The organism is Collinsella sp. CLA-JM-H32B (assembly GCF_040098065.1).
Classification (GTDB): Bacteria; Actinomycetota; Coriobacteriia; order Coriobacteriales; family Coriobacteriaceae; genus Collinsella.
Window position 1 is genome coordinate 22,380 of record NZ_JBBNNA010000017.1, and the last position, 26,211, is coordinate 48,590.

Sequence of the window (26,211 nt, forward strand, 5' to 3'; positions counted from 1 at the left end):
CTTGTTTGACTGGTCGTTTAAGAACGTCCCCAACGGCTACTAATCGTTTTCAGTTCGTTAATTTGTATATATGCATCTTATATATGCATCTGCTGGAAGTAACGCTGAGCGGTATCCTGTTAAGTCGTCAGCATACGATTCAACAGGGAAGGCAGATTATGCATTCTCCCCATCAACGCGACGCGCATCCACAGCCGGTATGCAGCCGTCGCATCTTTTTGGGTAGCGCTCTCGCTGCGAGCGCTTCCGTCGTCGCCGGCGCGCTCGCCGGCTGTCAGCGCCCGTCCACGCTCAAGGTGGTTCAGCCCACGACGGGCGGCGGTCGCGACGACCTGTCCGATTCCGTGATCGGCAAGGATAAGATCCGCATTGGTATGGAGGCAGCCTACGCCCCGTACAACTGGCAGGTTTCCGAAGCCAGCGAGTACACCATCCCCATCGACAACGTGCAGGGCGCCTATGCCGATGGCTACGACGTGCAGATCGCCAAGATCGTCTGCAAGGCCCTCGGTGGCGAGCCCGTTGCCGTCAAGCAGAGCTTCTCGGGCCTTATCGATTCGCTCAACAACGGCCAGATCGACCTCATCATCGCCGGCATGAGCGCTACGCCCGAGCGCGAAGAGTCCGTCGGTTTTTCCGACCCGTACTTCATTGGCTACTTTGGCCTGTTCGTAAAAGAGGGCTCGCCCTACCAGAATGCGACCAAGCTCAGCGACTTTAGCGGCGCCACGGTGCTCGGGCAAAAGGACACTATGCTCGATACCGTCATCGACGAGATTCCGGGCGTTGTGCACAAAAACCCGGTCGATTCGGTTCCCACGGTGTTCTCGAACCTGCTGCAGGGCACGTGCGACGCCGTGACCTACAACACCGAGAACGAGAAGGGCTATATGGCCCAAAATCCGGGCATTGTCCCTATTCATTTTGCTGAGGGCGAGGGCTTTAAGCAGGAGGTCGCGGCAAACGTCGGCTGCCGCAAGGGCTCGGACAAGCTGCTTAAGCTCATCGACAAGACACTCAAGGGCATTAGCCAAGAGGAGCGCGACCAAATGTGGGACGCGTGCCTCGACCGTCAGCCGGCATAGGGAGGCAGCATGAAAACCATCAATCGTCTGGCCTCCTTTATCAAGGCCGACCACCGTTATGTGTACCTGGGCACGAGCGTTATCGCGGCGCTCGGCCTGGCGTTTAGCCAGCGCAACCCCACGCCGCTGAGCTTCTTGGCCCCCACCGGTATCTTCCAGGATTGCCTTTGGGCAATTCTTTGGGCCTGGCTCGTCGTATCGGCGGCGGCGCTCGTCACCAAACTCATGCACTGGAACGACTATCGCGAAAAATCGCCGTTCGCATCCGAGCGCTTCCGTCGCGGCGCGCGCCTGGGCAGCTATGTCGTCGTTGCTATTGCGGCGATCTTCTTTGTCGACCGCTGCGTCATGTCATTTATCGACCTGGTGCAAGTGAGCATTGTCTCGGACTCCAACCCCAGCGACTTTTTGTCGAGCCTGGTCTACATGACCTACAAGAGCGGCGACTTCTTCATCCGCGGCATCGAGATCACCATCGCACTTGCGACCTTCGGTACCGTCATCGCCTTTTTCCTGGCGCTGCTCTTTGTGTTCCTGCGTATTCAGACGTTCGATCGCGTGGACAACGACCTGGTGCGCTTCTTTAAGAGTATCGGCCGCGGCTTTGCGACCATCTACTCCACCATCGTGCGCGGCACGCCCATGATGGTTCAGGGCCTGCTCATCTATTACGCGGGCTTCACCGTTTTGCGCGGCATGGGCTTCGAGACCGCTCAGGCCAACCAGATTTGGAGTACCTTCACCGCCGGCCTCGTCACCATCTCGCTCAACTCCACCGCCTACATGATGGAGGTCCTGCGCGGCGGCATCGAGTCCATCGATCCCGGGCAGGCCGAGGCAGCACGCTCGCTGGGTTTGTCGCAGTGGCAGGCTATGCGCAAAGTCGTGTTCCCCCAGGGTATTAAAAACGCGATTCCGGCGCTCACCAACGAGCTCATCATCAACATCAAGGATTCGTCGGTGCTCTCGGTTATCGGCGTGTTCGACCTTATGTACGCTACTACCACGGTCGCCGGCGTGTACTACCGCCAGATGGAGGTTTACTGCGTGGCGCTCGTGGTCTACCTGATCCTGACGCTCGTGGCGAGCCGCCTGCTCGAAGCCTTTGGCAAAAAGCTCGGCGCCGAGGCCTCGGCAACGCTGCCCAGCTCCAACTAGGCTCAAGACGAGGAGAATTATCATGGCAGATACCGCCACTACCGGCGTTGCGGCCGCCGCACAGACCAATGAGCCGCTCATCCGCGTTGAAGGCCTGCGCAAGAGCTTTGGCTCGCTCGAGGTGCTCAAAGGCATCGACCTGTCCGTCAAATCCGGCGAGGTCGTCACCATTATCGGCGCCTCGGGCTCGGGCAAGTCGACCTTTCTGCGCTGCCTCAACCTGCTCGAGACCCCGGACGCGGGCCACATCTGGTTCCACGGCCAGGACCTTACGGCCGAGCGCTGCAACATTAATAAGCTGCGTGAGGACATCGGCATGGTGTTCCAGGGCTTTAACCTGTTCAACAACATGGATGTGCTCGACAACTGCACGCTCGCGCCCGTCACGCTCAAAAAGATGAACAAGGCCGAGGCCGAGAAGGTCGCGATGGAGCATCTGACGAGCGTGGGACTCGAAAAGTTCGCGCACGCCGCCGTGGGCCGCCTGTCCGGTGGTCAAAAACAGCGCGTGGCCATCGCTCGTGCCCTGTGCATGAATCCGCAGATCATGCTGTTCGACGAGCCGACCTCCGCGCTCGACCCCGAGATCGTGGGAGAAGTGCTCGAGGTCATGCGCAAGCTCGCTGCCGACGGCATGACCATGGTCGTCGTCACGCACGAGATGGCCTTTGCCCGAACCGTGTCCGACCGCGTGGTCTTTATGGACAAGGGCGTGGTGCTCGAGGACGCCGCGCCGGCCGAGCTCTTCGGCAACCCCAAGCACCAGCGCACCCGCGAGTTTCTCTCGCGTTATCTCGAGGACAAATAACCAACCGCAAATGTTTGCGTGGCAGGGCCGCTCCGGTGGGGCGGCCCTCGTCATCACAATCGAAAGGATGTCATGGCCGAGGTTTGGCGCTTCTTTGCGCATGAGGACGATTTTGCCGATTTGGACGAAACTGGCGCGTGCGAGCGCTTGGGCCGCGTGCTGTCATTTCCGACCATCTCGAGCATGGATGCCGAGGCGGTGAACTGGCAGCCCTTCGACGACCTGCGCGCCTATATGCAGCAGGCCTGGCCGCACGTATTTGCGGCGGGCGAGGTCGAGCTTATCAATCATTCGCTGCTGGTGACACTTAGCGGTTCCGACCCTGCCCTCAAGCCCGTTATGCTCATGGGCCACATGGACGTGGTCCCCGTGGTGCCGGGTACCGAGGCCGACTGGACGCACGCCCCCTTTAGCGGGCACGTGGACGACACCTACATTTGGGGTCGCGGCGCGATCGACATGAAGGACCAGGTCGCAGGCATTCTCGAGGCTGTCGAGTATGCGCTGGCGCACGGTTGGCAGCACGAGCGCACGCTGCTCCTGGCCTTTGGCCAGGACGAGGAAACCACGCAGTACGGCGCAGGCACCATCGGCCGCGCGCTCGAGGAGCGCGGTGTTGAGCTCGAGTTCCTGATCGACGAGGGCGACTACCGCATCGTTTCGGATGCCGAGTACAGCGCGGGCGAGGGTTGGCTCATGCACGCTGACCTCGCGGAGAAGGGCTATGCCGATATCGTGCTCAAGACAAAGAGCGCGGGTGGACATTCTTCTAATCCCTACGGCGGCACGTCGCTCGAGGTGCTCAGCCGTGCCATCACCGCAATCTGCGATATCGAGTGGCCGACGCGCGTGACCGATTTGCTTGCCGCCCAGCTCGTCGAGCTGGGGCTCTACACGGCGGATGAAATTGCCGCCAACGGGGGCGCCATTGTCCGCGATTGCCTCGCCAGCAAGAAACTCTATCCGCTGGTGACGACCACCTGCGCACCCACGCAGATTGAGGGTGGCAGCACCGGCGCCAACGTAATGCCGCAGGATATGTGGGCCAACATCAACTTCCGCATGCTCGAGGGCACGAGCGTGGCCGACGTTGTGGCGCGCTGCCGTGAGGCGGTTGCCGGGGCGGACCTTGCCGGTCGTGTCGAAGTGGAGCTAGGCCCCGGCAGCTCCGAACCCTCGCCGTCCCCGCGCATCGGTGGTCCCGGCCTCGAGGCGGTTCGCTCCATCGCCGCCCGCTATTTCCGTGATCCAAAGGAGACGGAGGAAAATGGATCATTCGAGCCAGTGGCAATTGTGCCCTCGACCGTGATCGGTGCGACCGACGCTGCCAACTACCAGCACATTTGCCCTGAGTGCATTCGCTTCTCGGCCTTTGTGGTTGATGACGACGAGTGTGATCGCGGCGTCCACGGCACCAACGAGCGCATCACCCGCCGCGCCTACCTCCAAGGCATCCGCTTCCTCGTCGCTCTACTCCAAACGCTCTAGCCAAAAAGCAAGCCCTTGGTGCAATGGGGTCAGGTTTGTTTGCACCAATCATTCCGTGCGGGTTATATGCAGGTTTGCCTGCGCACGCTATCATATATGGGTTAGACCGCAACTATGTACCCCATACGCGAAGGGATGCGCATGTATCTGAAGATCGACATGCTCTAGCTGGACTTACCCCCGCAGCGGCGCCCCGCGCCCCATCAATTCTGCCGATTTTCGCCTTCACGCATATAAAGGAGTCCGTCATGCGCGACAAGCTCGAAAAGATCATCAAGGCCTACGAGGAGCTCGAGAAGAAGCTTTCCGACCCGGCCGTCGCCTCCGATATCAAGGAGTTCACGCGTCTCAACAAGGAGTACGCGCACCAGTCCGACCTCATTGCCGCCTCGCGCGAGTACATCGGCGCGCTCGATGACATCGAGGCTGCCAAGGAAATGCTGCACGATACCACCGATGCCGATGAGAAGGAGATGCTCCAGATGGACATCTCCGAAAACGAGGCCAAGCTTCCCCAGCTCGAGGAAGACATCAAGTACATGCTCATCCCGAGCGACCCCAACGACGACAAGAACACCATCGTCGAGATCCGCTCCGCCGCCGGTGGCGACGAGGCGGCCATCTTCGCCGGCGATCTGTACAAGATGTACCAGCGCTTTTGCGAGTCGCGCGGCTGGAAGACTACCGTGCTCGATTCCAGCCCCAGCGAGGCCGGTGGCTTTAAGTCCATCGAGTTCAAGGTCGAGGGCGACCGCGTCTACTCCGTCATGAAGTTCGAGTCTGGCGTGCACCGCGTCCAGCGCGTTCCCAAGACCGAGTCCCAGGGTCGCATCCAGACCTCCACGGCTACCGTCGCCGTGCTTCCCGAGGCCGAGGAGATTGACGTCCAGATCAACCAGTCCGATCTGCGCATCGACACTTACTGCGCTTCGGGCCCTGGCGGTCAGTGCGTTAACACCACCTACTCCGCCGTGCGCATCACCCACCTGCCCACCAACACCGTGGTGCAGTCGCAGGAGCAGCGCTCCCAGATCCAGAACCGCGAGGTCTGCATGCAGATGCTGCGCGCTCGTCTGTACGAGATGGAGCTCGAGAAGCAGCAGGCAGAGCTCGGTGCCGAGCGCCAGAGCCAGATCGGCCACGGCAACCGTTCCGAGAAGATTCGTACCTACAACCAGCCCCAGGACCGCGTGACCGATCACCGTATCGGCTTCAACTCCACCTACAACGGCGTCCTTCTGGGCGACCAGCTCGGCACCGTCATCGAGGCGCTCGCCGCCGCCGAGCGTGCCGAGAAGCTGGCACAAGCAGTTTAAGTTACGGCGTTTTACCAAACGCCGTAACGGCTCGACGCTGCAAACGCCCCTAAGCGGCAATCTGACGTTCAATCGTCGGTCGCGTACCGAAGTACGCTTCCCTCCTCTTTCACGTCACCTTGCTCGCTTAGGGGCGTTTTCGCTGACTTATGCTCAACCTGCGGGACCTTGATGCAGTCATTGGGGACGTTCTTAAATGACTAGGTTGGGCACATTGCTTTGAGATGTTATTCAATAAGCTGTGATGGCCTTTGAGCTGCTTACCTGCTTAAGGCAATTAACGGTGTGCATCTGCTATTGAAAATAATGCTCAAAAAATCGTTCAAGAAGTCGCGGGGCGATTTTTGATGCGTCGCGCGTCAAGTGATTTGGCAAGTTCTTGGTTAGATATTGGTCTGTTTTGGGGCAACCTTGCCAAAAGCTTGACGGATGCAGATTTAGACGTCGACGAATGAACACTCTAGGCAGGCTCCAAGCAAAATTCTGGGCTGATTCTCGATAATCGCTTCCAATCGTCCCTTGCTGCGTGCCACCCTCGCGTACAATCTGCTCCGACATTCGCGCGCCGCTCGGCGCTTAAGAGGGGAGGACCCCATGGCAAACGAGATCTGGACCATCAAGCGTTGTCTCGAGTGGACCAAGGAGTACCTGGCCGAGCGCGGTGAGGAGCATCCCCGTCTTTCTGCCGAGTGGCTGCTGTGTGCGGCAACGGGCCTGGCGCGTATCGACTTGTATATGCGCATGGACGAGACACTTGACGCAGCGCAGCTCGAGACCATGCACGCGGCGGTCGTCCGTCGCGCGAAGGGCGAGCCGCTGCAATACATCACCGGTAGCACGCAGTTTCGCATGATCGACGTCGCGTGCGCCCCCGGTGTGCTCATTCCGCGCCCCGAGACCGAGATGCTCGTCGAAGAGGTCCTGAACTATCTGGATGCCGAGGTGCTGAGCCCCGAGGCCGCCGCCCGCCAGCGCGTGGAGCTGCCTTGGAACGATGAGGTCGAGCAGGCTCGCAAAGCCGAGGCGGCGCTGGCAGGCGAACGCGCGACCGCCGAGCGCCGTGCCGCCAACCTGACGGCCGCCGATGAGGCTGCGCTGGGTAGCGACGTGCTCGGTAGCCGCGCCTATGCCGAGGAGCTAGCCGATCGTGAGGCCGAGGAAGCCGCGCAGGCAGCAGAAGCCGAAGCCATGGAAACCCCCGAGCCCGAGCTCGACGAATACGGCATCGCCATTGAGGACAACGACCAACAGGCGACTCCCGCGCAAGATGCCGCCGAGGCCAACGCACCTGCCCCAGCCGAGCCCCGCACTGCCCGCGTTCTCGAGGTCGGCTGCGGCACGGGCTGCATCTCGCTCTCGCTTGCCTGGGAGCGTCGCGGCCACGTCACCTGCGCTGCTACCGATATCGAGCCGCGTGCCATCGACCTTGCTACCAAAAACCGCGATGCACTTGGCCTCACGTCCGACGAGGTCGCCTTTAGCCTCACGAACCTGGTGAGCTCCATTCCCCGCGAAGAGTGGGGCACCTTTGACGTACTCGTCTCCAACCCGCCCTACATCCCCACCGATGTCATGCGCTCGCTGCCGCACGAGGTCAAGGACTTTGAGCCCGATCTGGCGCTCGAGGGCGGTGCCGACGGCCTCGATATCTTCCGCCGCCTGCTCAACGCGGCACCTTACATGTTGCGCGCCGGCGGCCTGTTTGCCTGCGAGCTCTACGAGGGCGCCCTCGATGCCGCGGCCGAGCTCTGTCGCCAGGCAGGCCTTTCGGACGTGCGTATCGTCCACGACCTCACCGATCGTCCCCGCATCGTCCGAGCCATCGTCACCGAGCCCAAACAGCGCCAGTAATATTTATTAACTGGTTAGCAAAAATTATAAAGTAGTTTATAATTAGGACGGCTGAAAGAGGTCGGCCCATGCAACCTCCTACCTTTCGGGAAATCATTGCCCTACTCAAGCACGATGGATTCGTGAAGGTCGCGCAAGTCGGTGGTCATGCTAAGTATGTTTCTGGCGACCGTGTTGTCACCGTGAACGGCTCTGGTGGTGATCGACCAAAGAAGGGCACGTGGGAAAGTATTCGTCGCCAAGCTGGATGGTAGTTGGAGGCAAAATGAGGCAGCGATTTACCTATGACTGCGTTCTCATAAAAGAAGACGACGGTTACTGCGCAAGCTTCCCGCAGATTCCCGGCGCTTTTGCCGATGGCGATACGCGCGAAGAAGCGATTGCCCATGCCACCGAGGCGCTGATGGCGTTTTTGGCCGACGATCTCAACAACGGCTTGACTCCGGCAGGGTACGAACGCTCGGCCGAGGTCGTGGCCCTTTCAGTCGAAATCGACCACGAGGACGCTCGGGAAGCGGCGTGCCGAACATTTAAAGACGCAGCACTGGACCTCAAAGTCTCCGCTCCGCGGATTACCGCGCTGGTCAAAGCCGGAAAGCTCGATGTTGAACTCGTCGGCGGCCGTCGGATGATAACGATAGAAAGCATCGAGCGTTACGCCGCCCAAGAACGCCACGCCGGCAGGCCAAAGAAGTTCGTAGCCGTCCAATAACCCCCTCACTTTCACCGACTACTAGAGCCGCTCACCAAACCAACATGCGCTCTGGGCAAATAGGTTGAACGTTTCGTGCGAGAATGCCCCACAGTAAACAAACTTGCACCAGAGCGTAAGGGGCTGGCATACACATGCAGACGGTCTATCGGGTATACGAGGGAGCGCGCGAGCCGCATCGGCTTGCAGTCGAGCGCACGGCCGAGCTACTCGGTCGCGGTGGCCTGGCGCTTATTCCAACCGAGACGGTCTACGGTGTCGCCGTGGCGGTCAACGCCTTCTCGGATGCCGTTCCACAAGATACAAGTGAACCTCTGCCGTGGCCGCGCGATCCGCAGGCCACCGTCAACGGCGCCGCGGCCCCCGCCCTCGGTACCGGATATCGTCGCATCTTTACCCTCAAGCAGCGCGAGCTCACCCAAACGGTTGCCTGGCTGGTCGATGATGCCGAGGCACTCGACCGCTATGGCGTGGATATCCCTAACGAGGCCCGCGTGCTCGCCCGACGATGCTGGCCGGGCGCCCTGACTATCGTGGTCAAGGCGGCCCCCTGCGTGCCGACCTTTATGCGCGCCGCCGACGACACGGTGGCACTTCGCGCTTCGGCCTCGCCCGTGGTTCAGGCGCTCATCCGCGCCTGCGGCAGCCCTCTTGCCTGCACCAGCGCCAACACGCACGGCGCGCCCGCGCCGGCAAGTTTTGTCACGGTGGAGGAGCGCATCCTGGAGGGGGTCGATGTGGCTGTCGATGCAGGTGAGACCCCGTGTCGCGACGCCTCAACCATCGTGTCGTTTCAGCGCGGCGAGCTCCAGATCCTGCGCCAAGGCGCGCTCCCCGCATCAGAGATCGAGCGGGTCCTGTCCGACCCGATGCAATAGAAAGGTGTAAGCGATGTCGTTGAATCTAGGTAGCCTGGGTATGGAAGACGCCTCGTTTAGCTTTGGCGGTTCCTACATCATGGCGCTCGACTGCGGCACTACCTCGGTACTCGCGACCATCGTCGACGAGTACGGCTGCATCGTCGCCCAGGCGCGCCGTAGCGTCAAAACCAGCTTCCCGCGCCCCGGCTGGGTGGAGCAGGATCCCACGGAGGTGCTTGCCAGCCAGATCGGCGTGATGATGGAGGTCCAGTTTAAGAGCGGCATCCATTCTGACCGCATTGCCGCCATCGGTATCTCCAACCAGCGCGAGACCACGGTGGTGTGGGATCGCATAAGCGGCCAACCCATCTATAACGCCATCGTGTGGCAATGCCGTCGCACCGCACCTCTGATCGACGAGCTGGTCGAGCAGGGCGCAGAAGAACTGGTGCGCTCCCGCACGGGACTCACACTCGATCCGTATTTCTCGGCTTCCAAGGTGCAGTGGATCCTCGACAACGTTGACGGTGCGCGTGAGAGCGCGGTGGCGGGCGACCTCATGTTCGGCACCATCGACACCTGGCTCATCTACAACCTCACCGGCGGTCAGGTCTTTGCCACCGACTACACCAATGCCAGCCGCACCGCGCTCTTTAATATCCATACGCTCGATTGGGACGACGATCTGCTGGCGCTCTTTGACGTTCCACGTTCCATGATGCCCGAGGTTCGTTGGAGCTCGGGCGACTACGGCCGCGTCGCGAGCGACATCATGACCAACATGCCACCCATCATGGGCGTGGCGGGCGACCAGCAGGCGTCGCTGTTCGGCCACTGCTGCTTCCATCCCGGCCAGACCAAAAACACCTATGGCACGGGTTGCTTTATGCTCATGAACACCGGCGACGAGATCGTCGAATCCAAGAACGGTCTGGTCTCCACGATCGGTATCGCCGCGGACGGCAAGATCAGCTATGCGCTCGAGGGCTCTATCTTTGCCGCCGGCTCAACCATGAATTGGCTGCGCAACAACATGGGCATCATCTCGAGCGTGAGCGAGTCCGCGCAACTCGCCACTTCGATCAGCGACAACGAGGGCTGCTACTTCGTCCCCGCCTTCGCAGGCCTGGGCGCTCCCTGGTGGGACCCGCATGCTCGCGGTATCGTGTGCGGCCTGACCGGCGCCTCGAGTCGCGCGACCATTGTGCGTGCGGCCTGCGAGTCCATGGCCTACCAGAGCTATGACGTGCTGTGCGCCATGGAGCAGGACGTGGGACTTTCGATTGAGCGCCTGTCCGTCGATGGCGGTGCCTCGCGCAACGAGTTCATCATGCAATTCCAGGCCGATCTGCTGGATATCCCCGTGCTGCAGTGCGAGACGGTGGAGACCACGGCGATCGGCGCCGCGTACTTGGCGGGCCTTGCCGTCGGCTATTGGGAGGATTTGGAGGAGCTGGAGCAAAACGCTCAGATCGTCAAAGTCTTCCATCCTCACATGTCCGCCGAGCGCCGTGAGAGCAACCTCGCTGGTTGGCGTGATGCCGTCAAGCGTTCGCTCAACACCGCTCAGTAGGGTTGCGACGAGCTGCTCGATGCAACAAACCGTTAAACTTATGCACGGCGCGAGGCAACAACGTCGCCATGCGTCTTGCCAGCAAGGCCATCTTCCGGCCGCAACGAAAGGGGCAATCAACCCATGACCGTCACCTACGATACGTCCCGTGTGACGCTTGTCGACCATCCGCTCGTCCAGCACAAGCTGTCGATCTTGCGCGACAAGAGCACTGGCACCAACCAGTTCCGCCAGCTCGTGCGCGAGCTTGCGCTCTTTGACGGCTACGAGGCCATGCGCGACCTGCCCATGGAAGACGTCGAGGTCGAGACTCCCATCACCACCGCAACGTTTAAGCAGCTCGCCGGCAAAAAGCTCGCCATCGTTCCCATCCTGCGTGCGGGCCTCGGCATGGTCGATGGCATCCTCGACCTGGTGCCCTCCGCTCGCGTGGGCCACATCGGTATGGAGCGTGACGAGGTTACCCACGAGCCGCATGAGTATTACTGCAAGATGCCCAAGGATATCGACCAGCGCATCTGCCTGGTTGTCGACCCCATGCTCGCCACGGGCGGTTCGGCCGAGATGGCCATCAGCTACCTGCGCGAGCGCGGTGTTAAGGATATTCGCATGCTGTGTATCGTCGCCGCGCCCGAGGGCCTCAAGTCACTGACCGAAAAGGACCCCGACGTACATATTTATACCTGCGCCATCGATGACCATCTCAACGAGGCCGCCTACATCGTTCCCGGCCTGGGCGACGCCGGCGACCGCATCTACGGTACGCTCTAGTCGTTGGGCCTTGTCGGCTACGGTCACAAATACGAAGAAATGGTGCGCGCGGGCGAGCAAAAGTCGTCCACGCGCACTTCTGTTAACGGACGTTTTGCGCTGAGGGGTTCGAAAAAACGTATTACCGTACCTGCGGCATAAAGAAGGCCTTAAGAAAACGTACAGGTGCGTATTAACCGTTTGTTTTACGGTTGTACTTTAGCGATTGGCTCGTACAATAGTCACCAATGTTTGGCTGGGACTGTGCTGTGAGGCGTAAAAAGGAAAGCGAGGAAGCCAGTGTTTCAGATAGCCGATCTGCTCGCTATCGTTGCAGGCGCCATCGCGGGCGCAATTGCCTTCCTTCCCTTTGTCTTTACGCTCAAGCCGGTTCTTGACGATAAGCAGAATGCGGACATGCTCAAGGGCATGGTGAGTCTGGCGGTCTCGGCAGTCGCCCTGCTCGTCTTTACCTTGGTTGTGTTTGCGTTGTTCGGAGAGGCATTTCGCATGTTCCTCCTGGGCGAGGCGATCGGCTTCGTGGTCTTTATGGCCGCCTGCACGGTTCGCGTCGCCAAGGCGCTGCGAGATCCTCATGAGGTCGAAAGGTAAGTCGTGGAAATTTTTGAAAAGCTGCCTGATGAGATTAATCATCTGGTCAGCGAGTTCAGCTCCACCCCTGTCGTGGGCGATCTGAGCTGCGGCATCACGCAGTACTCGTTTTGGCTGATCGTCTCCACGATCGTGCTCCTGATCGTCCTGGCCGTGTTCAAGAAGAAGCAGACCCTGGTTCCCAAGGGCTTCTTCGTCAACGGTTTCGAGTACATCATCGAGTACGTCGAGAACGATATCGGCAAGGGCGTCGTGGGTGAGAACTGGAAGAAGCACTTCCCGTTCCTGTGCTCGCTTTTCCTGTTCATCCTGATCAATAACATGATCGGCCTGATCCCGGGAATGAAGCCTGGCACCGGCGCAATCGGCTCCACCGCTGCGCTCGCCATCTTCGCCTTCGTGTACTTCATCTACTACGGATGCAAGGCTCACGGCGTGATCGGCTACATCAAGAGCCTCGCCCCGCAGGGCGTGAGCTTCCCGATGAACGTGCTTGTGTGGGTCGTCGAGCTTTTCTCGACCTTCCTGCGCCTCATCACGCTCGCCGTCCGTCTGTTCTGCAACATGTTCGCAGGACACGTGGTCATGGGCTCGTTCGCCATCATGGCGAGCATGTTCATGCAGCCGCTGCTTCAGCAGGTTTCCGCGGCCCACGCCGTCGGCGCCCTGCCTTCGCTGGCCTGGCTTGCCATCCTCATCCTGATCTATGCGATCGAGCTTGTGGTCGGCGCCATCCAGGCTTACGTCTTCACGGTCCTTACCGCCGTGTATGTCTCCGAGGCAGAGGAGGTCGCGGAGGAGGAGTAATCTTCCGTTCGCGCCTTAAAGGTAAGGCAATTCGTTAAACCGCCGGTGCCCGTACCCATGGAGCCCGGCAGTTATAAAAAGGTTATCCTGCGTGAAATAAGACACGCACGACAAAGGAGGAATCGTGGGAGTTATCGGTTACGGTCTCGGTGTTATCGGCGCTGGTCTTGCTATCGGCCTGTCTGCTCTGGGTGCTACGGGTGCTATGGCCCGTCAGCCTGAGGTCCAGGGCCGCGTGTTCACCGTCTTCATCATGGGCTCCGCCTTCGGCGAGGCTCTGGCTCTGATCGGCTTCGTTGTCGCGCTGATCGTTAAATAGCACGGAGCGTCAAGTATGAATCTTTCATCCCAGAAGAGCGCGATCGCACTCTCCGCGTCCGCGGCCGCGCTGCTTATGCCGGTTTCCGCGTTCGCCGAGGACGGCGCTGCCGGTGCGGACATCCTCATCCCTAAGATGGCGGAGTTCATCCCGGCGCTTATCGCCTTCCTGATCATCTGGATCGTGCTGGCAAAGGTCGCCCTGCCGGGCATCATGAAAACCATGGAGGAGCGCGGCAAGAAGATCGAGGAGAGCCTCGACGAGGCCGAGAAGACCAAGCAGGAGGCCATCGCCAAGCGCGCTGAGTCCGACTCGATCGTCACCGACGCCCGTCGTCAGGCTGCCGACATCGTTCTCGAGGCCCGTAAGGACGCCGAGTCCGAGCGCGCCCGTATCATCGAGGCTGCTCACAAGGAGGCCGAGGAGATCATCGCCAAGGCCCATACGACCGTCGAGGACGAGCGCAAGTCCATCTACGCCGGTGCCGCGAGCTCCATCGCCGACCTGTCCGTTGCCGTCGCCACCAAGATCATGGGCGAGGCACTCGAGGACGAGTCCGAGCAGAAGAAGCTCATCGAGCGCTACATCCAGGAAGCAGGTAGCCTGAATGCCGACTAGCCGCTATCAGGACAAGGTACTCGAGACCTACGCGCGCTCCCTTTTGGAAGCCGCCAAGGCCGAGAACCATGTGTTCGAGGACCTCGAGATGATCGAGCGCCTGGCTAGCGCCGGCCCCGAGATCATCGCCGTGCTCGACACCATGTCCAAGCGCGACCAGCTCGACCTTCTTCCCAAGGTGGCAGCTGCCTTTAAGTATGTTGCCGAGGAAGACGAGGATGTAGTGGGCGTGACCGTCACCACGGCGATCCCGCTCGACGACGAGCTGCGTCAAACCATCACTAAGAAATGCGAGCAGGACTTCGGCCGCAAGGTATTCCTTATCGAGCAGGTCGACCCGTCTATCGTGGGCGGCCTGGTGCTCGAGGCCCGCGGCGAGCGTCGTGACATTTCCGTCAAGACGCAGCTGCGCGTCGCGCAGGAGACCCTCGCAAACTCTGCTAATTCGTACGGAGGTGAAGCCTAATGTCCGAAACCCTCAATGCCCAGGATATCGCCAAGAAACTGCAGGAGCAGCTCACGAGCCTCTCCGCGACGGTCGATACGCATGAGGTTTCAACGGTCGACGAGGTAGGCGACGGCATCGCGCGCGTCTCCGGCCTCAAGAGCGCCATGGCAGGCGAGCTTCTGGAGTTCAAGAGCTCCGATACCGGTGAGACCGTCTTCGGCCTTGCCCAGAACCTTGACCGTGACGAGGTCGGCGCCGTTCTGTTCGGTGCCGTCGACTCCATCAAGGAAGGCGACGAGTGCCGCACCACTGGCCGCATTATGGATATCCCCGTGAGCCGTGCCATGCTCGGCCGCGTCGTCAATCCGCTCGGCCAGCCCATCGACGGCCTGGGCGACATCGTCGCCACGCATCGTCGCCCCATCGAGTTCAAGGCCCCCGGTGTCATCGACCGTACCCCGGTGTGCGAGCCGGTTCAGACCGGCCTGTTGGCCATCGACTCCATGGTGCCTATCGGCCGCGGTCAGCGTGAGCTCATCATCGGCGACCGTAAGACCGGTAAGACCGCCATTGCCATCGACGCTATCCTCAATCAGCGCGGCAAGGGCATGGTCTGCATCTATGTCGCCATCGGCCAGAAGGCCTCCACGGTTGCCAACATCCGCGAGACCCTCGCTCAGCACGGTGCGCTCGACTACACCATCATCGTTTCGGCCACCGCTGCCGATTCCGCCCCTATGCAGTACATCGCGCCTATGGCCGGTGCCGCTATCGGCGAGTTCTTCATGTACAACGGCGAGGACGGTAAGCCCGCCAGCGAGACCAACCCCGGCGGCCACGTGCTCGTCATCTACGACGACCTGTCCAAGCAGGCCGTGGCCTACCGTCAGATGTCGCTGACGCTGCATCGTCCGCCCGGACGTGAGGCCTATCCTGGCGACATCTTCTACCTGCACTCTCGTCTGCTCGAGCGTGCCGTCAAGATGTCCAAGAAGAACGGCTACGGCTCCATGACAGCACTGCCGATCATCGAGACCCAGGACGGCGACGTCTCGGCCTACATTCCGACCAACGTCATTTCCATTACCGATGGTCAGATCTACCTGCAGTCCGAGCTCTTCTTCCAGGGTCAGCGCCCGGCAGTCGACGTGGGTATCTCCGTGTCCCGCGTCGGTGGCGATGCACAGACCAAGGCCATGAAGCAGGTCGCCGGCAACCTTCGCCTGGACCTTGCTTCCTATCAGGAGCTCGCTGGCTTTACCCAGTTTGGCTCCGACCTCGACGAGGCTACTCAGAAGCAGCTGACCCATGGTGCTCGCATGACCGAGCTCCTGAAGCAGCCGCGCTACCAGCCGTTTGAGGTTGGCGAGCAGATCGTTACGCTGTTTGCCGGCAACGAGGGCTTCCTGGATGACCTGGAGATCGCCGACGTGCTGCCTTTCCGTGCCGAGCTCATCGAGTACATGGACAATGGCTTTGGCTCGCTGCTCGACAAGGTTCGCGCCAAGAAGATCGACGACGACACCAAGGCCGAGCTCTTGCGGGTCATCGGTGACTTCAAGCAGCAGTTCATGGCCAAGCACCATGCCGATACGACTGGATCAGAGGAGAACTAAGCCCTATGGCCAACCTTCGCGACATTAAGAAGCGAATCTCCTCGGTTACCACGACCAAGCAGATCACGCGCACGATGGAGATGGTCTCTACGGCCAAGATTCGTCGTGCCCTCGATCGCTCCAAGCAGGCCGAGCCCTATAAGGAGGCGCTGACCGACGTCATGCTGACGGTTGCCGGCGACGCCTCCTGCTCGGGCACCGATCCCATGCTGCAGAAGCATGAGAGCGTCAAGCATGGCCTGATTGTCGTCATTGCTTCGGACCGCGGCCTTGCCGGCGGTTTCAATACGACGGTGGAGCGCACGGCCGAAAAGCTCGCCGCTTCTTGGGCGAACGACGGCATCGAGTGCGAGATCATCGCGTGTGGGCGCAAACCGGCCACGTATTTCCGCGACCGCGCAAACGTCGCCATGCACTTTGAGGGCAACTCCTCCGAGCCCGATTTCAATCAGGCCCGCATGATCTCCTCTCATATCTGCGATGCGTATCGTGCCGGTGAGCTTGACCGCGTCGAGCTTGTTTACCACCACGCCAAGAACCGCGTGGATCAGGAGCTTCGCGTCGAGCATTTGCTGCCGCTCGACCCCGAGATGATCGCTATGGCCCACGGTCCGCGTAAGAACGAGACCGACGCCCCTAAGCGCATCTCGTCCACGTTCGAGTTCGTGCCCTCTCCCGAGCATGTTCTCGGCAAGCTTGTACCGTCATATATCTTGACGGTCATCTACCAGGCCCTGATCGATTCGGCGGCTGCCGAGCAGGGTGCGCGCCGCAAGGCCATGCACTCCGCGACGGAAAACGCCACCGCGATCATCTCGACCCTTACCCGCACGTATAGTCGCGTGCGCCAGGCTTCGATCACGACCGAGATCAACGAGATCGTCGGCGGAGCCTCAGCATTGGAGGAACAGTAATGGCTAATAACACCGTAAAGCTTGCGGTCGAGGAAGCCACCAAGAAGACGACTGCCGGCGATGGTCGCATCGTGCGTATCATCGGACCTGTCGTCGACGTCAAGTTTGACGGTGCGGTGCCCCCGATCTACAACGCGCTCACGGTCGAGGCCGAGACCCCGATCGGTCATCTGAGCACGATCCTCGAGGTCGAGAGCCAGCTTCCGGGCGGCGTCGTCCGCACGGTCGCCATGTCCTCGACCGACGGCCTGCAGCGCGGCCTCATCGCCACCGATACCGGTGAGCCCATGAAGATGCCCGTTGGTCCCAAGACGCTCGGCCGCATTTGGAACGTCATGGGCAAGCCTGTCGACGGTAAGCCCATGCCCGAGGTGGAGGAGTTCTATCCCATCCACCATGCAGCGCCCCGCTTCGACGAGCTCACCACCAAGACCGAGATCTTCGAAACCGGCATCAAGGCCGTTGACCTGCTCGAGCCCTACATCCGTGGTGGCAAAACGGGTCTGTTCGGCGGCGCCGGCGTCGGCAAGACCGTTCTGATTCAGGAACTCATCAACAACCTCGCCCAGGAGCACGGCGGCACCTCGGTGTTCACCGGTGTCGGCGAGCGTACTCGTGAGGGCACCGACCTGTTCCTCGAGATGAGCGAGTCTGGCGTTATCGACAAGACCTGCTTGGTCTATGGTCAGATGAACGAGCCGCCTGGAGCGCGTCTGCGCATCGGTCTGGCCGGCCTTACCACCGCTGAGTACTTCCGCGATCGCGGCCAGGACGTTCTGCTGTTCATCGACAACATCTTCCGCTTCTCCCAGGCCGGTTCCGAGGTTTCCGCACTGCTGGGTCGTATGCCGTCCGCCGTTGGTTACCAGCCTACGCTGGCTACCGAGATGGGTGACCTCCAGGAGCGCATTACCTCGACCAAGACGGGTTCCATTACCTCCGTCCAGGCTGTCTACGTCCCTGCAGACGACCTGACCGACCCGGCGCCTGCCACGACGTTTACGCACCTCGACGCCACCACGGTTCTTTCGCGTAGCATTTCGTCGCTCGGTCTGTTCCCGGCCATCGACCCGCTCGCGTCTTCCTCTGACGCCCTCGATCCCTCGATCGTCGGCGAGGAGCACTACCGTGTCGCCGTCAAGGTCCAGGAGCTCCTGCAGGAGTACTCCGACCTTCAGGACATCATCGCCATTCTGGGTATGGACGAGCTGTCCGAGGAGCAGCGCCTTACGGTCAACCGTGCCCGTAAGATCCAGCAGTTCCTCTCCCAGTCCTTCCACGTCGCCGAGAAGTTCACCGGCAACCCCGGTGTCTATGTCCGCGTCGAGGATACCGTCCGCTCCTTCGCCGAGATTGTCGACGGCAAGGCCGATGACCTGCCCGAGCAGGCGTTCCGCTATGCTTCCACGATTGAGGACGTGCGCGAGCGCGCCCGCAAGATGGGGGAGAAGTAGGTTATGCGTATCCGCATCGTGTGCCCCGTGAGCTGCGCCTATGAGGGCGACGCTGCGTTTGTGTCGATTCCGTCCACGGATGGCGAGTTTGGCGTTCTGCCTGCTCACTCCAGCGAAATCTGCACAATCGACCGCGGTTACGTTCGCGTTTCCGATAAGGCCATGGGCACTGTCGACCACACGTTTGCCGTGGCCGGCGGCTATGCCCAGGTTGCGGACGATGTCGTGACCGTCCTCGCCGAGCGCGCTTGCGATTTGGCGACCGTCGACGCCGACAAGGTTAAAGCTGATATTCAAGGTTTTGAAGAGAAGCTGGGTAATTTGTCGGAGGATGATGCACGCCGCGCCTACCTCTATAATGAAATCGCATGGTGTAAGCTCAAGCTTGCCCAATAGTCAGACGTTTTAGCGTTCGACCATTTGCGAACACATCATGCCCGGGATGGCTCAGCCACCCCGGGCATGCTTTTTGAAAGGGTAGACCTTGGATATTATCCGCGTTGAGGGTGGCCACGCCATCGGAGGTTCCGTGCCTGTTTCGGGTGCCAAGAACTCCGCGCTCAAACTTATGGCGGCAACGCTTCTGGCGCCGGGCAAGACGACGCTGCAGAACGTGCCTGATATTTCCGATGTCCACGTGATGGGCAAGGTGCTCAAGGGTATGGGCGCCACGATCGATGTTCTCGACGAGCACACGCTCGAGATTGATACCTCTCAGGTCGATTCCTGGGAGGCTCCCTATGAGCTCGTTGCCAAGATGCGCGCTTCCACTGCCGTGATGGGACCCCTGCTGGGCCGTTTCCATCGCGCCAAGATCGCCATGCCCGGCGGCTGCAACCTGGGCGCTCGCAAGATCGATATGCATATCTTGGGTCTTGAGGCCTTGGGCGTTGAGTTCGATACCGCCCACGGCTATATCAACGCCAACGCGCCCCAGGGCCTGCACGGTACCACCGTCACGCTCGAGTTCGCCAGCGTCGGTGCGACCGAGAACCTCATCATGGCCTCCGTGCGCGCGCAGGGTACCACGGTTATCGATAATGCCGCCCGCGAGCCCGAGATCGTCGATCTCGCTAACATGCTCAACGAGATGGGCGCCAAGATCGTCGGCGCGGGCACACCCGTCGTGACCATCGAGGGCGTGGAAGAGCTACATCCCGTTACCCATCGCGTGGTGGGCGACCGCATCGAGGCCGGCACCTTTATCGTTGCCGGTGCGTTGATGGCAGACGATTGCGGTGTCGACGTCACAGGCTTTTGCCCCATTCACTTGGGCATGGTGCTCAAGAAGATGGAGCTCATGGGCATCGACTGCGAGCGCGTCGAGGATGGCGTCCATGTGAACCGTGCCGAGCGCATCAAGCCGGTCGATATCCAGACGCTCCCGTTCCCCGGTTTCCCCACGGATATGCAGGCGCAGATCATGGTGCTTTCCGCCCTGGCCGACGGCAGCTCCGTTATCACCGAGAATATCTTCGAGAATCGCTTTATGTTTGCATCCGAGCTGGTGCGCATGGGCGCCGATATTCGCATCGAGAGCCATCACGCTATGATTCACGGCGTCAAGGGCTTCTCCGGCGCTCAGGTAACCTCACCGGATCTTCGTGGTGGCGCGGCACTCGTCGTCGCCGGCCTCATTGCCGACGGCACGACCGAGGTCTCGGCCATCCATCACATTAAGCGCGGCTACGAACAGTTTGTTGAAAAGCTGCAGGCGCTTGGCGCTCATGTCGAGCACGCCACTGTTCCCGATCCCGTCATCTACTAATGCAGGTTGCCTATGTTTAAGAAAAAGCCCATTACGGAATCTCGAAGACCTTCGACCGGCGCTCAGGCAAAAATTTATAGCCGCGATAACGTTGCCCGCTATTCCGAGCGCGCCCGTCAGCGCCGTCGCGGTCATACGGTTCGCCGCGTTGCGCTCATTGCTGTGCTCGGTGTGCTGCTGAGCGCTACGACTGCCGCCGGCCTGTGGTTTGCCACCATTATGGGCAAGCTCGGCGATTCCAATGTCATTACCGACAACCTGCGCCAGATCCTGGTTGATACCGACGAGGCAAAGGACCCGTTCTACGTGCTACTCCTTGGCACTGACGGTCGCCCGGGCGAGGATACATACCGCGCCGACTCGATTATCCTGGCGCGTATCGACCCCACGCAAAAACAGGCGACGCTCATCTCCATTCCGCGCGACACCAAGGTCGTCTACAACGGCTCGACCATGAAGATCAACGCCTGCCATACCTACGGCGGCGCCGAAGCCATGGTCCAGGCGGTCAACGAGCTGTGCGGTGTCCAGATTTCCCACTATGCCGAGGTCAGCTTCGACGGCATGCAGTCGCTCATCGATTCGGTCGGCGGCATCGACATTAACGCAACCGACGATGTCGACGACCCCGAGCATCTCGACATTAAGATCACCGCCGGTCAGCAGCACATGGATGGCGCGACCGCCCTTACCTATGCCCGTTGCCGCTACATCTATGCCGATGGCGACTACACGCGCATGCGCCACCAGCGTCAGGTGCTCGGCGCCCTCGCCAACCAGATCCTCAACAACTTCGATGCCACCAAGGTCTTCGACCTCGTCAATTCGCTGTCCGACATGCTCGTGACCGATATGAGCGTTCAGGACATCGTCTCTACGGTCAATGCCATGCGCGGCATGGATGTTGACGGCATCTATTCGGCCAACTTGCCTTCGTATGCCGATGCCAGCACCATGATTGATGGCGTGAGCTACGTCTTTGTCTACGAGGACGAGCTTAAGGAAATGATGGAGCGCGTCGACGCTGGTAAGGATCCCAAGGGCCCCAATACCATGGGCCAGTCCGATGGCTCCAGCTCTACGATCGGCGACCTGAACAACAACACGTCCGACGATTACGCCAACGGCACCGCAACCTCATCGGTCAGCTCTGACGATTCGGACGATTCGACTGATTCGAGCGATTCGGACTACTACGAAGAGCCCACCGGCGACGGCAACGGCTACGAAGCCAACTACTAGGGTTACGCGGGCTTACCAGCCCGCGTAACGGCTCGACGCTGCGCGCCGCCCAGAGCGACAATTTGTCATTCAAAAGGCAGGGCATGACCAGAAGGTCAATGCCCTGCCTTTTTCATGCCAACTTGTTCGCTCTGGACGTCGCTCGCTGACGTTGATTCAACCAGCGATGCCGACTACACCCCTTGCACCAAAAATCGCCCCGTTCTCGGTTGAGGACGGGGCGATTCGTCTTTTAGGCTTGTGCAGCCAGGCTTATGCGAAGCGGGCGACGAGTTCCTGGAGAACGTCAGTCATCTTGATGAGCGAGCTGACCGGGACAAACTCGTTGACGCCGTGGTAGCAGTAGCCGCCCGTGGAAAGGTTGGGGCAGGGCAGGCCGCGGAACGACAGCTGCGCACCGTCGGTACCACCGCGAATCGGCAGCACCTGGGGCTCAATGCCGCAGGCAAGGTAGGCTTCCTTGGCGACATCGATAAGCTCAGGGTAGTCACGTACGATCTCGGCCATGTTGCGGTACTGCTGCTTGATCTCGACCGTCACGAGTTCCTCGCCCAGGCGCTGGTTGAGCAGGGCTGCGGCAGATTCAATCAGCGCGAGCTTCTGCTGGAACTTTGCCGCGTCGTGGTCGCGAACGATATAGCGCGCCGTAGCGTGGTCGACGGTTGCAGACACGCCCTCAAGATGATAGAAGCCCTCGTAGCCCTCGGTGTATTCCGGGCGCTGCGCATAAGGGAGCAGCGCGTTAAAGTCGCAGAACAGATTGCCCGCGTTGACCATGCGGCCCTTGGCGTCACCGGGATGGATGGACTGGCCCTCAAAGCGAACGGTTGCCTCGGCGGCGTTAAAGCACTCCCACTCCAGCTCGCCAACGGGACCGCCGTCGACCGTGTAGGCGTACTTGCAGTCAAAGGCCTCGATATCCAACAGCTCGGCGCCGTGACCGATCTCCTCGTCCGGGCAAAAACAAATACCGAGTGCGGGGTGGGGCAGCGAGGGGTCCTGAGCGATACGCGCGACAAGCGCCATGATCTCGGCGACGCCGGCCTTGTCGTCAGCGCCCAGCAGTGTGGTGCCGTCACTGCAGACCAGGTCCTCACCCACCAGGTCGTTCAGGGCGGGAAGCTTGGCGGTGCTCATGGCCACGGGCTTGCCGTCAACGGTGCCGCAGACCAGGTCGCCGCCTTCGTAGTGCACAATGTGCGGCTTCACGCCGGCACCCGGCGCAACCTCGGTGGTGTCGAGGTGTGCGATCAGGCCCAGGGCGGGCTTGTCCTCCGCGCCCGCGCTCGCAGGAATATGCGCGCACACGTAGGCATGCTCGGTCACATGGGCATCGGCCGCGCCAAGCTCGCGCAGCTCCTCGGCCAGGATGTTGGCAAGGTCAAACTGAACGGTGCTCGAAGGCACCTGGTCGCAGTTTGCATCCTCGGATTGCGTGTTGATTTGGACGTAGCGCAAAAAGCGCTCGAGGACGTCGGGGTTCGTGGCGTTGTTTTCCATAAAGACAGCTCCAATCTTGGTCGTCGTGTGCAACAAGAACTCTAGCACGGTATGCCACGGCATACCGCGACACTTGGATGGGGTAGAATCAGCCTTTGAACGCAGAAGGGACGGAAGGTCATGGATACGACAAATAGCTCGCGCGAGCTGCACCTAACGGTGGCGAACGAAGACTACTTGGAGTGCATGGTTCGCATCGAAAGCGAAGAAGGGGAGACCAATGGCGTGCGATCGGTCGACATCGCGCAGCGTCTTGGTGTCTCCAAGGCATCGGTCAATAAGGCAGTTTCGGCACTTAAGGCGTCCGAGCTTGTCGAGCAATCGCATTACGGCAAGGTCATCCTGACCGACCGTGGTCGCGAGGTCGGCACGGCTATTTGGTACCGTCATCGACTTATTCGCACGTTTTTGGTTCAGGAGCTCGGCGTCGATTTTGAGCGGGCCGATTCCGAGGCGTGCATGATGGAACATGCGCTTTCCGAGGACACGATGAGCCGCTGGCTCGCCTATCTCGAAAAACAGGGAATCAGCGTCGAGGAATAGCGAAACACATATATGGATACGAGTTATTACAACCGCCCCGGCGACGAGGAACTTATGCGCCGTATGTCGAGCGAGACCCTGTTGACGCAGGGCCCCATGGGCAGCGTGCTGATGAGTGAATACGATGCCGCCGACATCCCACCGGCGTTTTGGAACCTTGCCGAGCCGCAGACTGTTTCTCGTATCCATCGCCTGTATGTCGCCGCCGGTGCGCAGGTGCTCATTACCAATACCTTTCAGGCATCAAGCTACGCCCTCAAGCAAGATCAGATTACGCCGTCCGTGGCTGAGGTCAATCGCGGTGCCGTCGACGATGCGCGCCAGGCGCACCCTCAGCTGCTGCTGGGCTCGATGGGCCCGATCGGCATTGAGTGGTTTGCCGAAGACTCTGCCGAGTATCGAGAAATCCGAGGCATTTCGCGAGAGCAGGCATACGCCCTGCTCAATGCTGGTGTTGACGGTCTGCTGATCGAGACGGTGACGTCTATCCGTAATTTGCAGCCCATGCTTGCCGGCGCCCAGGATGCCGCCGACGGCATGCCTGTTTTGGTAAGTTTTGTCGTTGACGATAAAGGCGACCTGCTAGGCGATGGCCTCAACATCGAGGCTGCTGTTTTGTACGCCGAAAAGCACGGCGCAAACTCGGTTGGCGTTAACTGCTGTTCACTTGCGGCCGCGAACGTGGCGGTGCCCAGGATGGTTGCATCGGCGACTACGCCCGTCACGGTACGCCCCAACGTGGGTGATCCGGTCCAAACACAGGATGGTCCTGTGTGGCGCGAGAACCCCGAAGCCTTCGCGCGTGCTTGCATCGAATGGAGGCATGCCGGTGCCGCAATGGTGGGCAGTTGCTGTGGAACCACGGCGATCACCACGGCGGCGATGGCCGAGGCGCTCGATATATAAAGGTCAAAACCGCTCCATACGGGGCGGTTTTTTTGCTTGCACATCGTCGGTAGCATTTGCCCAAATAGTGAATGCCGGTTTTGGCAGGTTGCTGGGCGAGTGTTGCGGGTATACCCCATGCGTACCATGATCCAAACACTGTGAGGTGTCTGCGCGTGTGCGCGATAATTCATTTTGGAACTGACGGTTGGCGCGCCCGCGTCGACGACGACTTTACCGCCGACAACGTTGCCCGCATTGCCGATGCCGTCGGCGAGTTGTGGCAAAAGACCAATCCCGGCAAAACAGTCTATATAGGGTTCGACACCCGGCCGCAGGCGCGCGAGTTCGCTGAGCTTGCGGCAGGCGTGCTTGCGGCTCACGGATTGGACGCAGTGCTCGCATCTCGGCCTGTCCCGACCCCCGCCCTCACGTGGGCGGCGGCGTATGACGGCGAGGCCTGCGGTGCGCTCATGGTGACGGGGTCCCATCATCCGCAGGGGTATCTGTGCCTTAAACTACGCATGGGAGATGGCTCGACGGCCAATCAGGATGTCATCGAAGAGCTCGAAGAGACCATGGCCCCCGAGCCGATGGGGATCGAGGAAAGCTATCGCACCGCGGATATTATTCCTGACTATATGCAGGCGGTGGCGTCGTTTGTCGATGCCGAGGCCATTCGAGCCGCTCACCTGCGTGTGGTGGTTGACCCCATGGGCGGCGCGGCCCAGGGATATCTTGCCGACCTGCTGCGGGAGCTAGGCGTCGAGGTGCACGAGATTCATGCCGGAGAGTCGTCCGATCAAGAGGACATTTGCCCCGACCCTGTTGAGCCATGGGTGGACGCTTGCGAGCGTGCGGTTGTCGTGGACGGGGCGTGCGCGGGCCTGGTGACCGACGGCGATGCCGATCGTATCGGCGCGGTCGACGAACGCGGTAGATATATACATCCGCATCAAATCATGGCGCTTGTTCTGGGCGACCTCGTTCAATTCCGCAATTTGGAGGGCCGTGTCGTCGTCAATCTCTCGTGCTCGACGCTCGTGCGCCGCATTGCCGAGGCGCTTGGCTGTCGCGTGACCGTTAAGCCGGTCGGTTTCAAATATATAGCTGCAGAGATGAAGAAGGGCGGCGTCCTCATGGGAGGCGAGGAGGCCGGCGGTATCGGCATCGCCGCGCATATGCCCGAGCGCGATGGAATCCTTGCTTGTCTGATTCTGTGTGAGCTTATGGCAAAGACGGGCGCGCCGTTAGGCGTTTTGGTCGATCAGCTCGAGGCCAGTTTTGGTAAGACGAGCTATGGGCGTCGCGATTTGCGCCTTGAGGCCGAAGACGCCGAATCGCTGCGAACGCTGCTTCCCGGCATGAATCCCAAATCGATTTGCGGCAAGGCGCCACAGGCTGTAAGCCATATGGATGGTTTACGTTTGGCATTCGAGGATGACACCTGGCTGTTGATCCGCCCCAGCGGGACCGAACCGGTGGTTCGCGTATACGCCGAGGGGTTCTCGGTGGAGGAGCGCGATGAGTTGCTCGATGCCGGCTGTGCCTTGGCTAAGGGAGCCTATCAGCTTTAGCCATATGACGCTTCACTATAAAGAGACCCTCGGTGAGCGGTAGAGAACGGCTGGCAAACGTAAGTTGGCTTTAAATATGTGTAGGAAATGTGTACGCCCAGATTCCCGCCCGCGGGGGCCCTCCGGTCTGGCAATATATCTCCTTGCCGCGCGGCCCGGTGCAACCGGATCAGCCGCAGAGCGTGCACCTTGAGAACCGGATACTGCGAGGATGGACACACCAGATGTGTCGCATCCGGGCAGACATCGAACCATTTGAAATGGTCTAACTTGGATTTGTTTTTCGCAAGGCCGCCGAGAGGCGGCC

At 60.5% G+C, this 26,211-nt stretch carries 25 protein-coding genes; 24 read left to right on the top strand and 1 reads right to left on the bottom strand.

Annotation, left to right across the window (positions count from 1 at the left end; genetic code table 11):
- Positions 1 to 158: 158 nt before the first annotated feature.
- The 21 genes from AAA138_RS08665 (at position 159) to AAA138_RS08765 (ending at position 21,399) form a co-directional block, all read left to right on the top strand.
- Positions 159 to 1,085 (top strand): transporter substrate-binding domain-containing protein, encoded by a 927-nt coding sequence (locus tag AAA138_RS08665; RefSeq protein WP_225094001.1) that lies wholly within the window; start codon positions 159 to 161, stop codon positions 1,083 to 1,085.
- Between the two features lie 9 nt (positions 1,086 to 1,094).
- A complete protein-coding gene (locus tag AAA138_RS08670; protein WP_349090481.1) occupies positions 1,095 to 2,243 on the top strand; it encodes an amino acid ABC transporter permease in 1,149 nt (382 codons plus the stop codon).
- A 22-nt stretch (positions 2,244 to 2,265) separates the two neighbouring features.
- A complete protein-coding gene (locus AAA138_RS08675; RefSeq protein WP_349090483.1) occupies positions 2,266 to 3,051 on the top strand; it encodes an amino acid ABC transporter ATP-binding protein in 786 nt (261 codons plus the stop codon).
- A 72-nt stretch (positions 3,052 to 3,123) separates the two neighbouring features.
- Positions 3,124 to 4,539, top strand: coding sequence for a M20/M25/M40 family metallo-hydrolase (locus AAA138_RS08680; protein WP_349090484.1), 1,416 nt, complete (start codon positions 3,124 to 3,126; stop codon positions 4,537 to 4,539).
- Positions 4,540 to 4,787: 248 nt separating this feature from the next.
- Positions 4,788 to 5,855 (top strand): peptide chain release factor 1, encoded by a 1,068-nt coding sequence (gene prfA, locus AAA138_RS08685; protein ID WP_055252487.1) that lies wholly within the window; start codon positions 4,788 to 4,790, stop codon positions 5,853 to 5,855.
- A 594-nt stretch (positions 5,856 to 6,449) separates the two neighbouring features.
- Entirely contained in the window at positions 6,450 to 7,706 is a 1,257-nt protein-coding gene (locus AAA138_RS08690; protein ID WP_349090485.1) for a HemK/PrmC family methyltransferase, read from the top strand.
- Between the two features lie 265 nt (positions 7,707 to 7,971).
- The gene (locus AAA138_RS08695) at positions 7,972 to 8,418 is read left to right on the top strand and encodes a type II toxin-antitoxin system HicB family antitoxin (protein ID WP_349090486.1); all 447 of its coding nucleotides are present in this window, start codon (positions 7,972 to 7,974) and stop codon (positions 8,416 to 8,418) included.
- A 134-nt stretch (positions 8,419 to 8,552) separates the two neighbouring features.
- Positions 8,553 to 9,296 carry an L-threonylcarbamoyladenylate synthase gene (locus AAA138_RS08700; protein WP_349090487.1) on the top strand — a complete coding sequence of 248 codons (744 nt, stop codon included), beginning with the start codon at positions 8,553 to 8,555 and terminating at the stop codon, positions 9,294 to 9,296.
- 13 nt (positions 9,297 to 9,309) lie between these two features.
- Positions 9,310 to 10,851, top strand: coding sequence for a glycerol kinase GlpK (glpK, locus tag AAA138_RS08705; RefSeq protein WP_349090488.1), 1,542 nt, complete (start codon positions 9,310 to 9,312; stop codon positions 10,849 to 10,851).
- A 123-nt stretch (positions 10,852 to 10,974) separates the two neighbouring features.
- Positions 10,975 to 11,622 carry a uracil phosphoribosyltransferase gene (upp, locus tag AAA138_RS08710; protein ID WP_118376863.1) on the top strand — a complete coding sequence of 216 codons (648 nt, stop codon included), beginning with the start codon at positions 10,975 to 10,977 and terminating at the stop codon, positions 11,620 to 11,622.
- Positions 11,623 to 11,901: 279 nt separating this feature from the next.
- A complete protein-coding gene (locus tag AAA138_RS08715; RefSeq protein ID WP_195234844.1) occupies positions 11,902 to 12,213 on the top strand; it encodes a hypothetical protein in 312 nt (103 codons plus the stop codon).
- Between the two features lie 3 nt (positions 12,214 to 12,216).
- Positions 12,217 to 13,020 (top strand): F0F1 ATP synthase subunit A, encoded by an 804-nt coding sequence (gene atpB, locus AAA138_RS08720; RefSeq protein WP_022094263.1) that lies wholly within the window; start codon positions 12,217 to 12,219, stop codon positions 13,018 to 13,020.
- Between the two features lie 124 nt (positions 13,021 to 13,144).
- Positions 13,145 to 13,339: an ATP synthase subunit C gene (locus AAA138_RS08725; RefSeq protein WP_022094262.1), complete on the top strand. Its 195-nt coding sequence runs from the start codon at positions 13,145 to 13,147 to the stop codon at positions 13,337 to 13,339.
- Positions 13,340 to 13,354: 15 nt separating this feature from the next.
- A complete protein-coding gene (atpF, locus tag AAA138_RS08730; RefSeq protein WP_349090489.1) occupies positions 13,355 to 13,957 on the top strand; it encodes a F0F1 ATP synthase subunit B in 603 nt (200 codons plus the stop codon).
- Positions 13,947 to 14,423, top strand: coding sequence for a F0F1 ATP synthase subunit delta (locus tag AAA138_RS08735; protein WP_349090491.1), 477 nt, complete (start codon positions 13,947 to 13,949; stop codon positions 14,421 to 14,423). Before atpF ends, AAA138_RS08735 begins: the two co-directional genes overlap by 11 nt.
- Positions 14,423 to 16,021: a F0F1 ATP synthase subunit alpha gene (gene atpA / locus AAA138_RS08740; RefSeq protein WP_343007172.1), complete on the top strand. Its 1,599-nt coding sequence runs from the start codon at positions 14,423 to 14,425 to the stop codon at positions 16,019 to 16,021. The genes AAA138_RS08735 and atpA overlap by 1 nt, the downstream gene beginning before the upstream one ends.
- Before the next feature lie 5 nt (positions 16,022 to 16,026).
- Positions 16,027 to 16,935, top strand: coding sequence for an ATP synthase F1 subunit gamma (gene atpG, locus AAA138_RS08745; protein ID WP_195192806.1), 909 nt, complete (start codon positions 16,027 to 16,029; stop codon positions 16,933 to 16,935).
- Complete coding sequence (atpD, locus tag AAA138_RS08750; protein ID WP_006235717.1) at positions 16,935 to 18,389, top strand: F0F1 ATP synthase subunit beta; 1,455 nt, start codon at positions 16,935 to 16,937, stop codon at positions 18,387 to 18,389. The genes atpG and atpD overlap by 1 nt, the downstream gene beginning before the upstream one ends.
- Before the next feature lie 3 nt (positions 18,390 to 18,392).
- On the top strand, positions 18,393 to 18,785 hold the full coding sequence (gene atpC, locus AAA138_RS08755) for an ATP synthase F1 subunit epsilon (RefSeq protein WP_117630038.1): 393 nt from the start codon (positions 18,393 to 18,395) through the stop codon (positions 18,783 to 18,785).
- 88 nt (positions 18,786 to 18,873) lie between these two features.
- On the top strand, positions 18,874 to 20,157 hold the full coding sequence (gene murA, locus AAA138_RS08760) for a UDP-N-acetylglucosamine 1-carboxyvinyltransferase (protein WP_195192808.1): 1,284 nt from the start codon (positions 18,874 to 18,876) through the stop codon (positions 20,155 to 20,157).
- A 12-nt stretch (positions 20,158 to 20,169) separates the two neighbouring features.
- Positions 20,170 to 21,399, top strand: a complete 1,230-nt coding sequence (locus AAA138_RS08765; RefSeq protein ID WP_161155773.1) for an LCP family protein — start codon at positions 20,170 to 20,172, stop codon at positions 21,397 to 21,399.
- A gap of 252 nt (positions 21,400 to 21,651) precedes the next feature.
- Here the strand turns inward: AAA138_RS08765 and pepT are convergent, their stop codons facing one another.
- Positions 21,652 to 22,899, bottom strand: coding sequence for a peptidase T (gene pepT / locus AAA138_RS08770; protein ID WP_349090493.1), 1,248 nt, complete (start codon positions 22,897 to 22,899; stop codon positions 21,652 to 21,654).
- A gap of 120 nt (positions 22,900 to 23,019) precedes the next feature.
- On the opposite strand from pepT, the gene AAA138_RS08775 reads away from it, so the two are divergent.
- The 3 genes from AAA138_RS08775 to AAA138_RS08785 all read left to right on the top strand — a co-directional run bounded on the left by AAA138_RS08775 (position 23,020) and on the right by AAA138_RS08785 (position 25,904).
- Positions 23,020 to 23,442 (top strand): metal-dependent transcriptional regulator, encoded by a 423-nt coding sequence (locus AAA138_RS08775; protein ID WP_161160665.1) that lies wholly within the window; start codon positions 23,020 to 23,022, stop codon positions 23,440 to 23,442.
- A gap of 12 nt (positions 23,443 to 23,454) precedes the next feature.
- Positions 23,455 to 24,348, top strand: a complete 894-nt coding sequence (locus AAA138_RS08780; protein ID WP_349090495.1) for a homocysteine S-methyltransferase family protein — start codon at positions 23,455 to 23,457, stop codon at positions 24,346 to 24,348.
- Between the two features lie 155 nt (positions 24,349 to 24,503).
- Complete coding sequence (locus tag AAA138_RS08785) at positions 24,504 to 25,904, top strand: phosphoglucomutase/phosphomannomutase family protein (RefSeq protein WP_349090496.1); 1,401 nt, start codon at positions 24,504 to 24,506, stop codon at positions 25,902 to 25,904.
- The last annotated feature ends 307 nt before the right edge of the window (positions 25,905 to 26,211 follow it).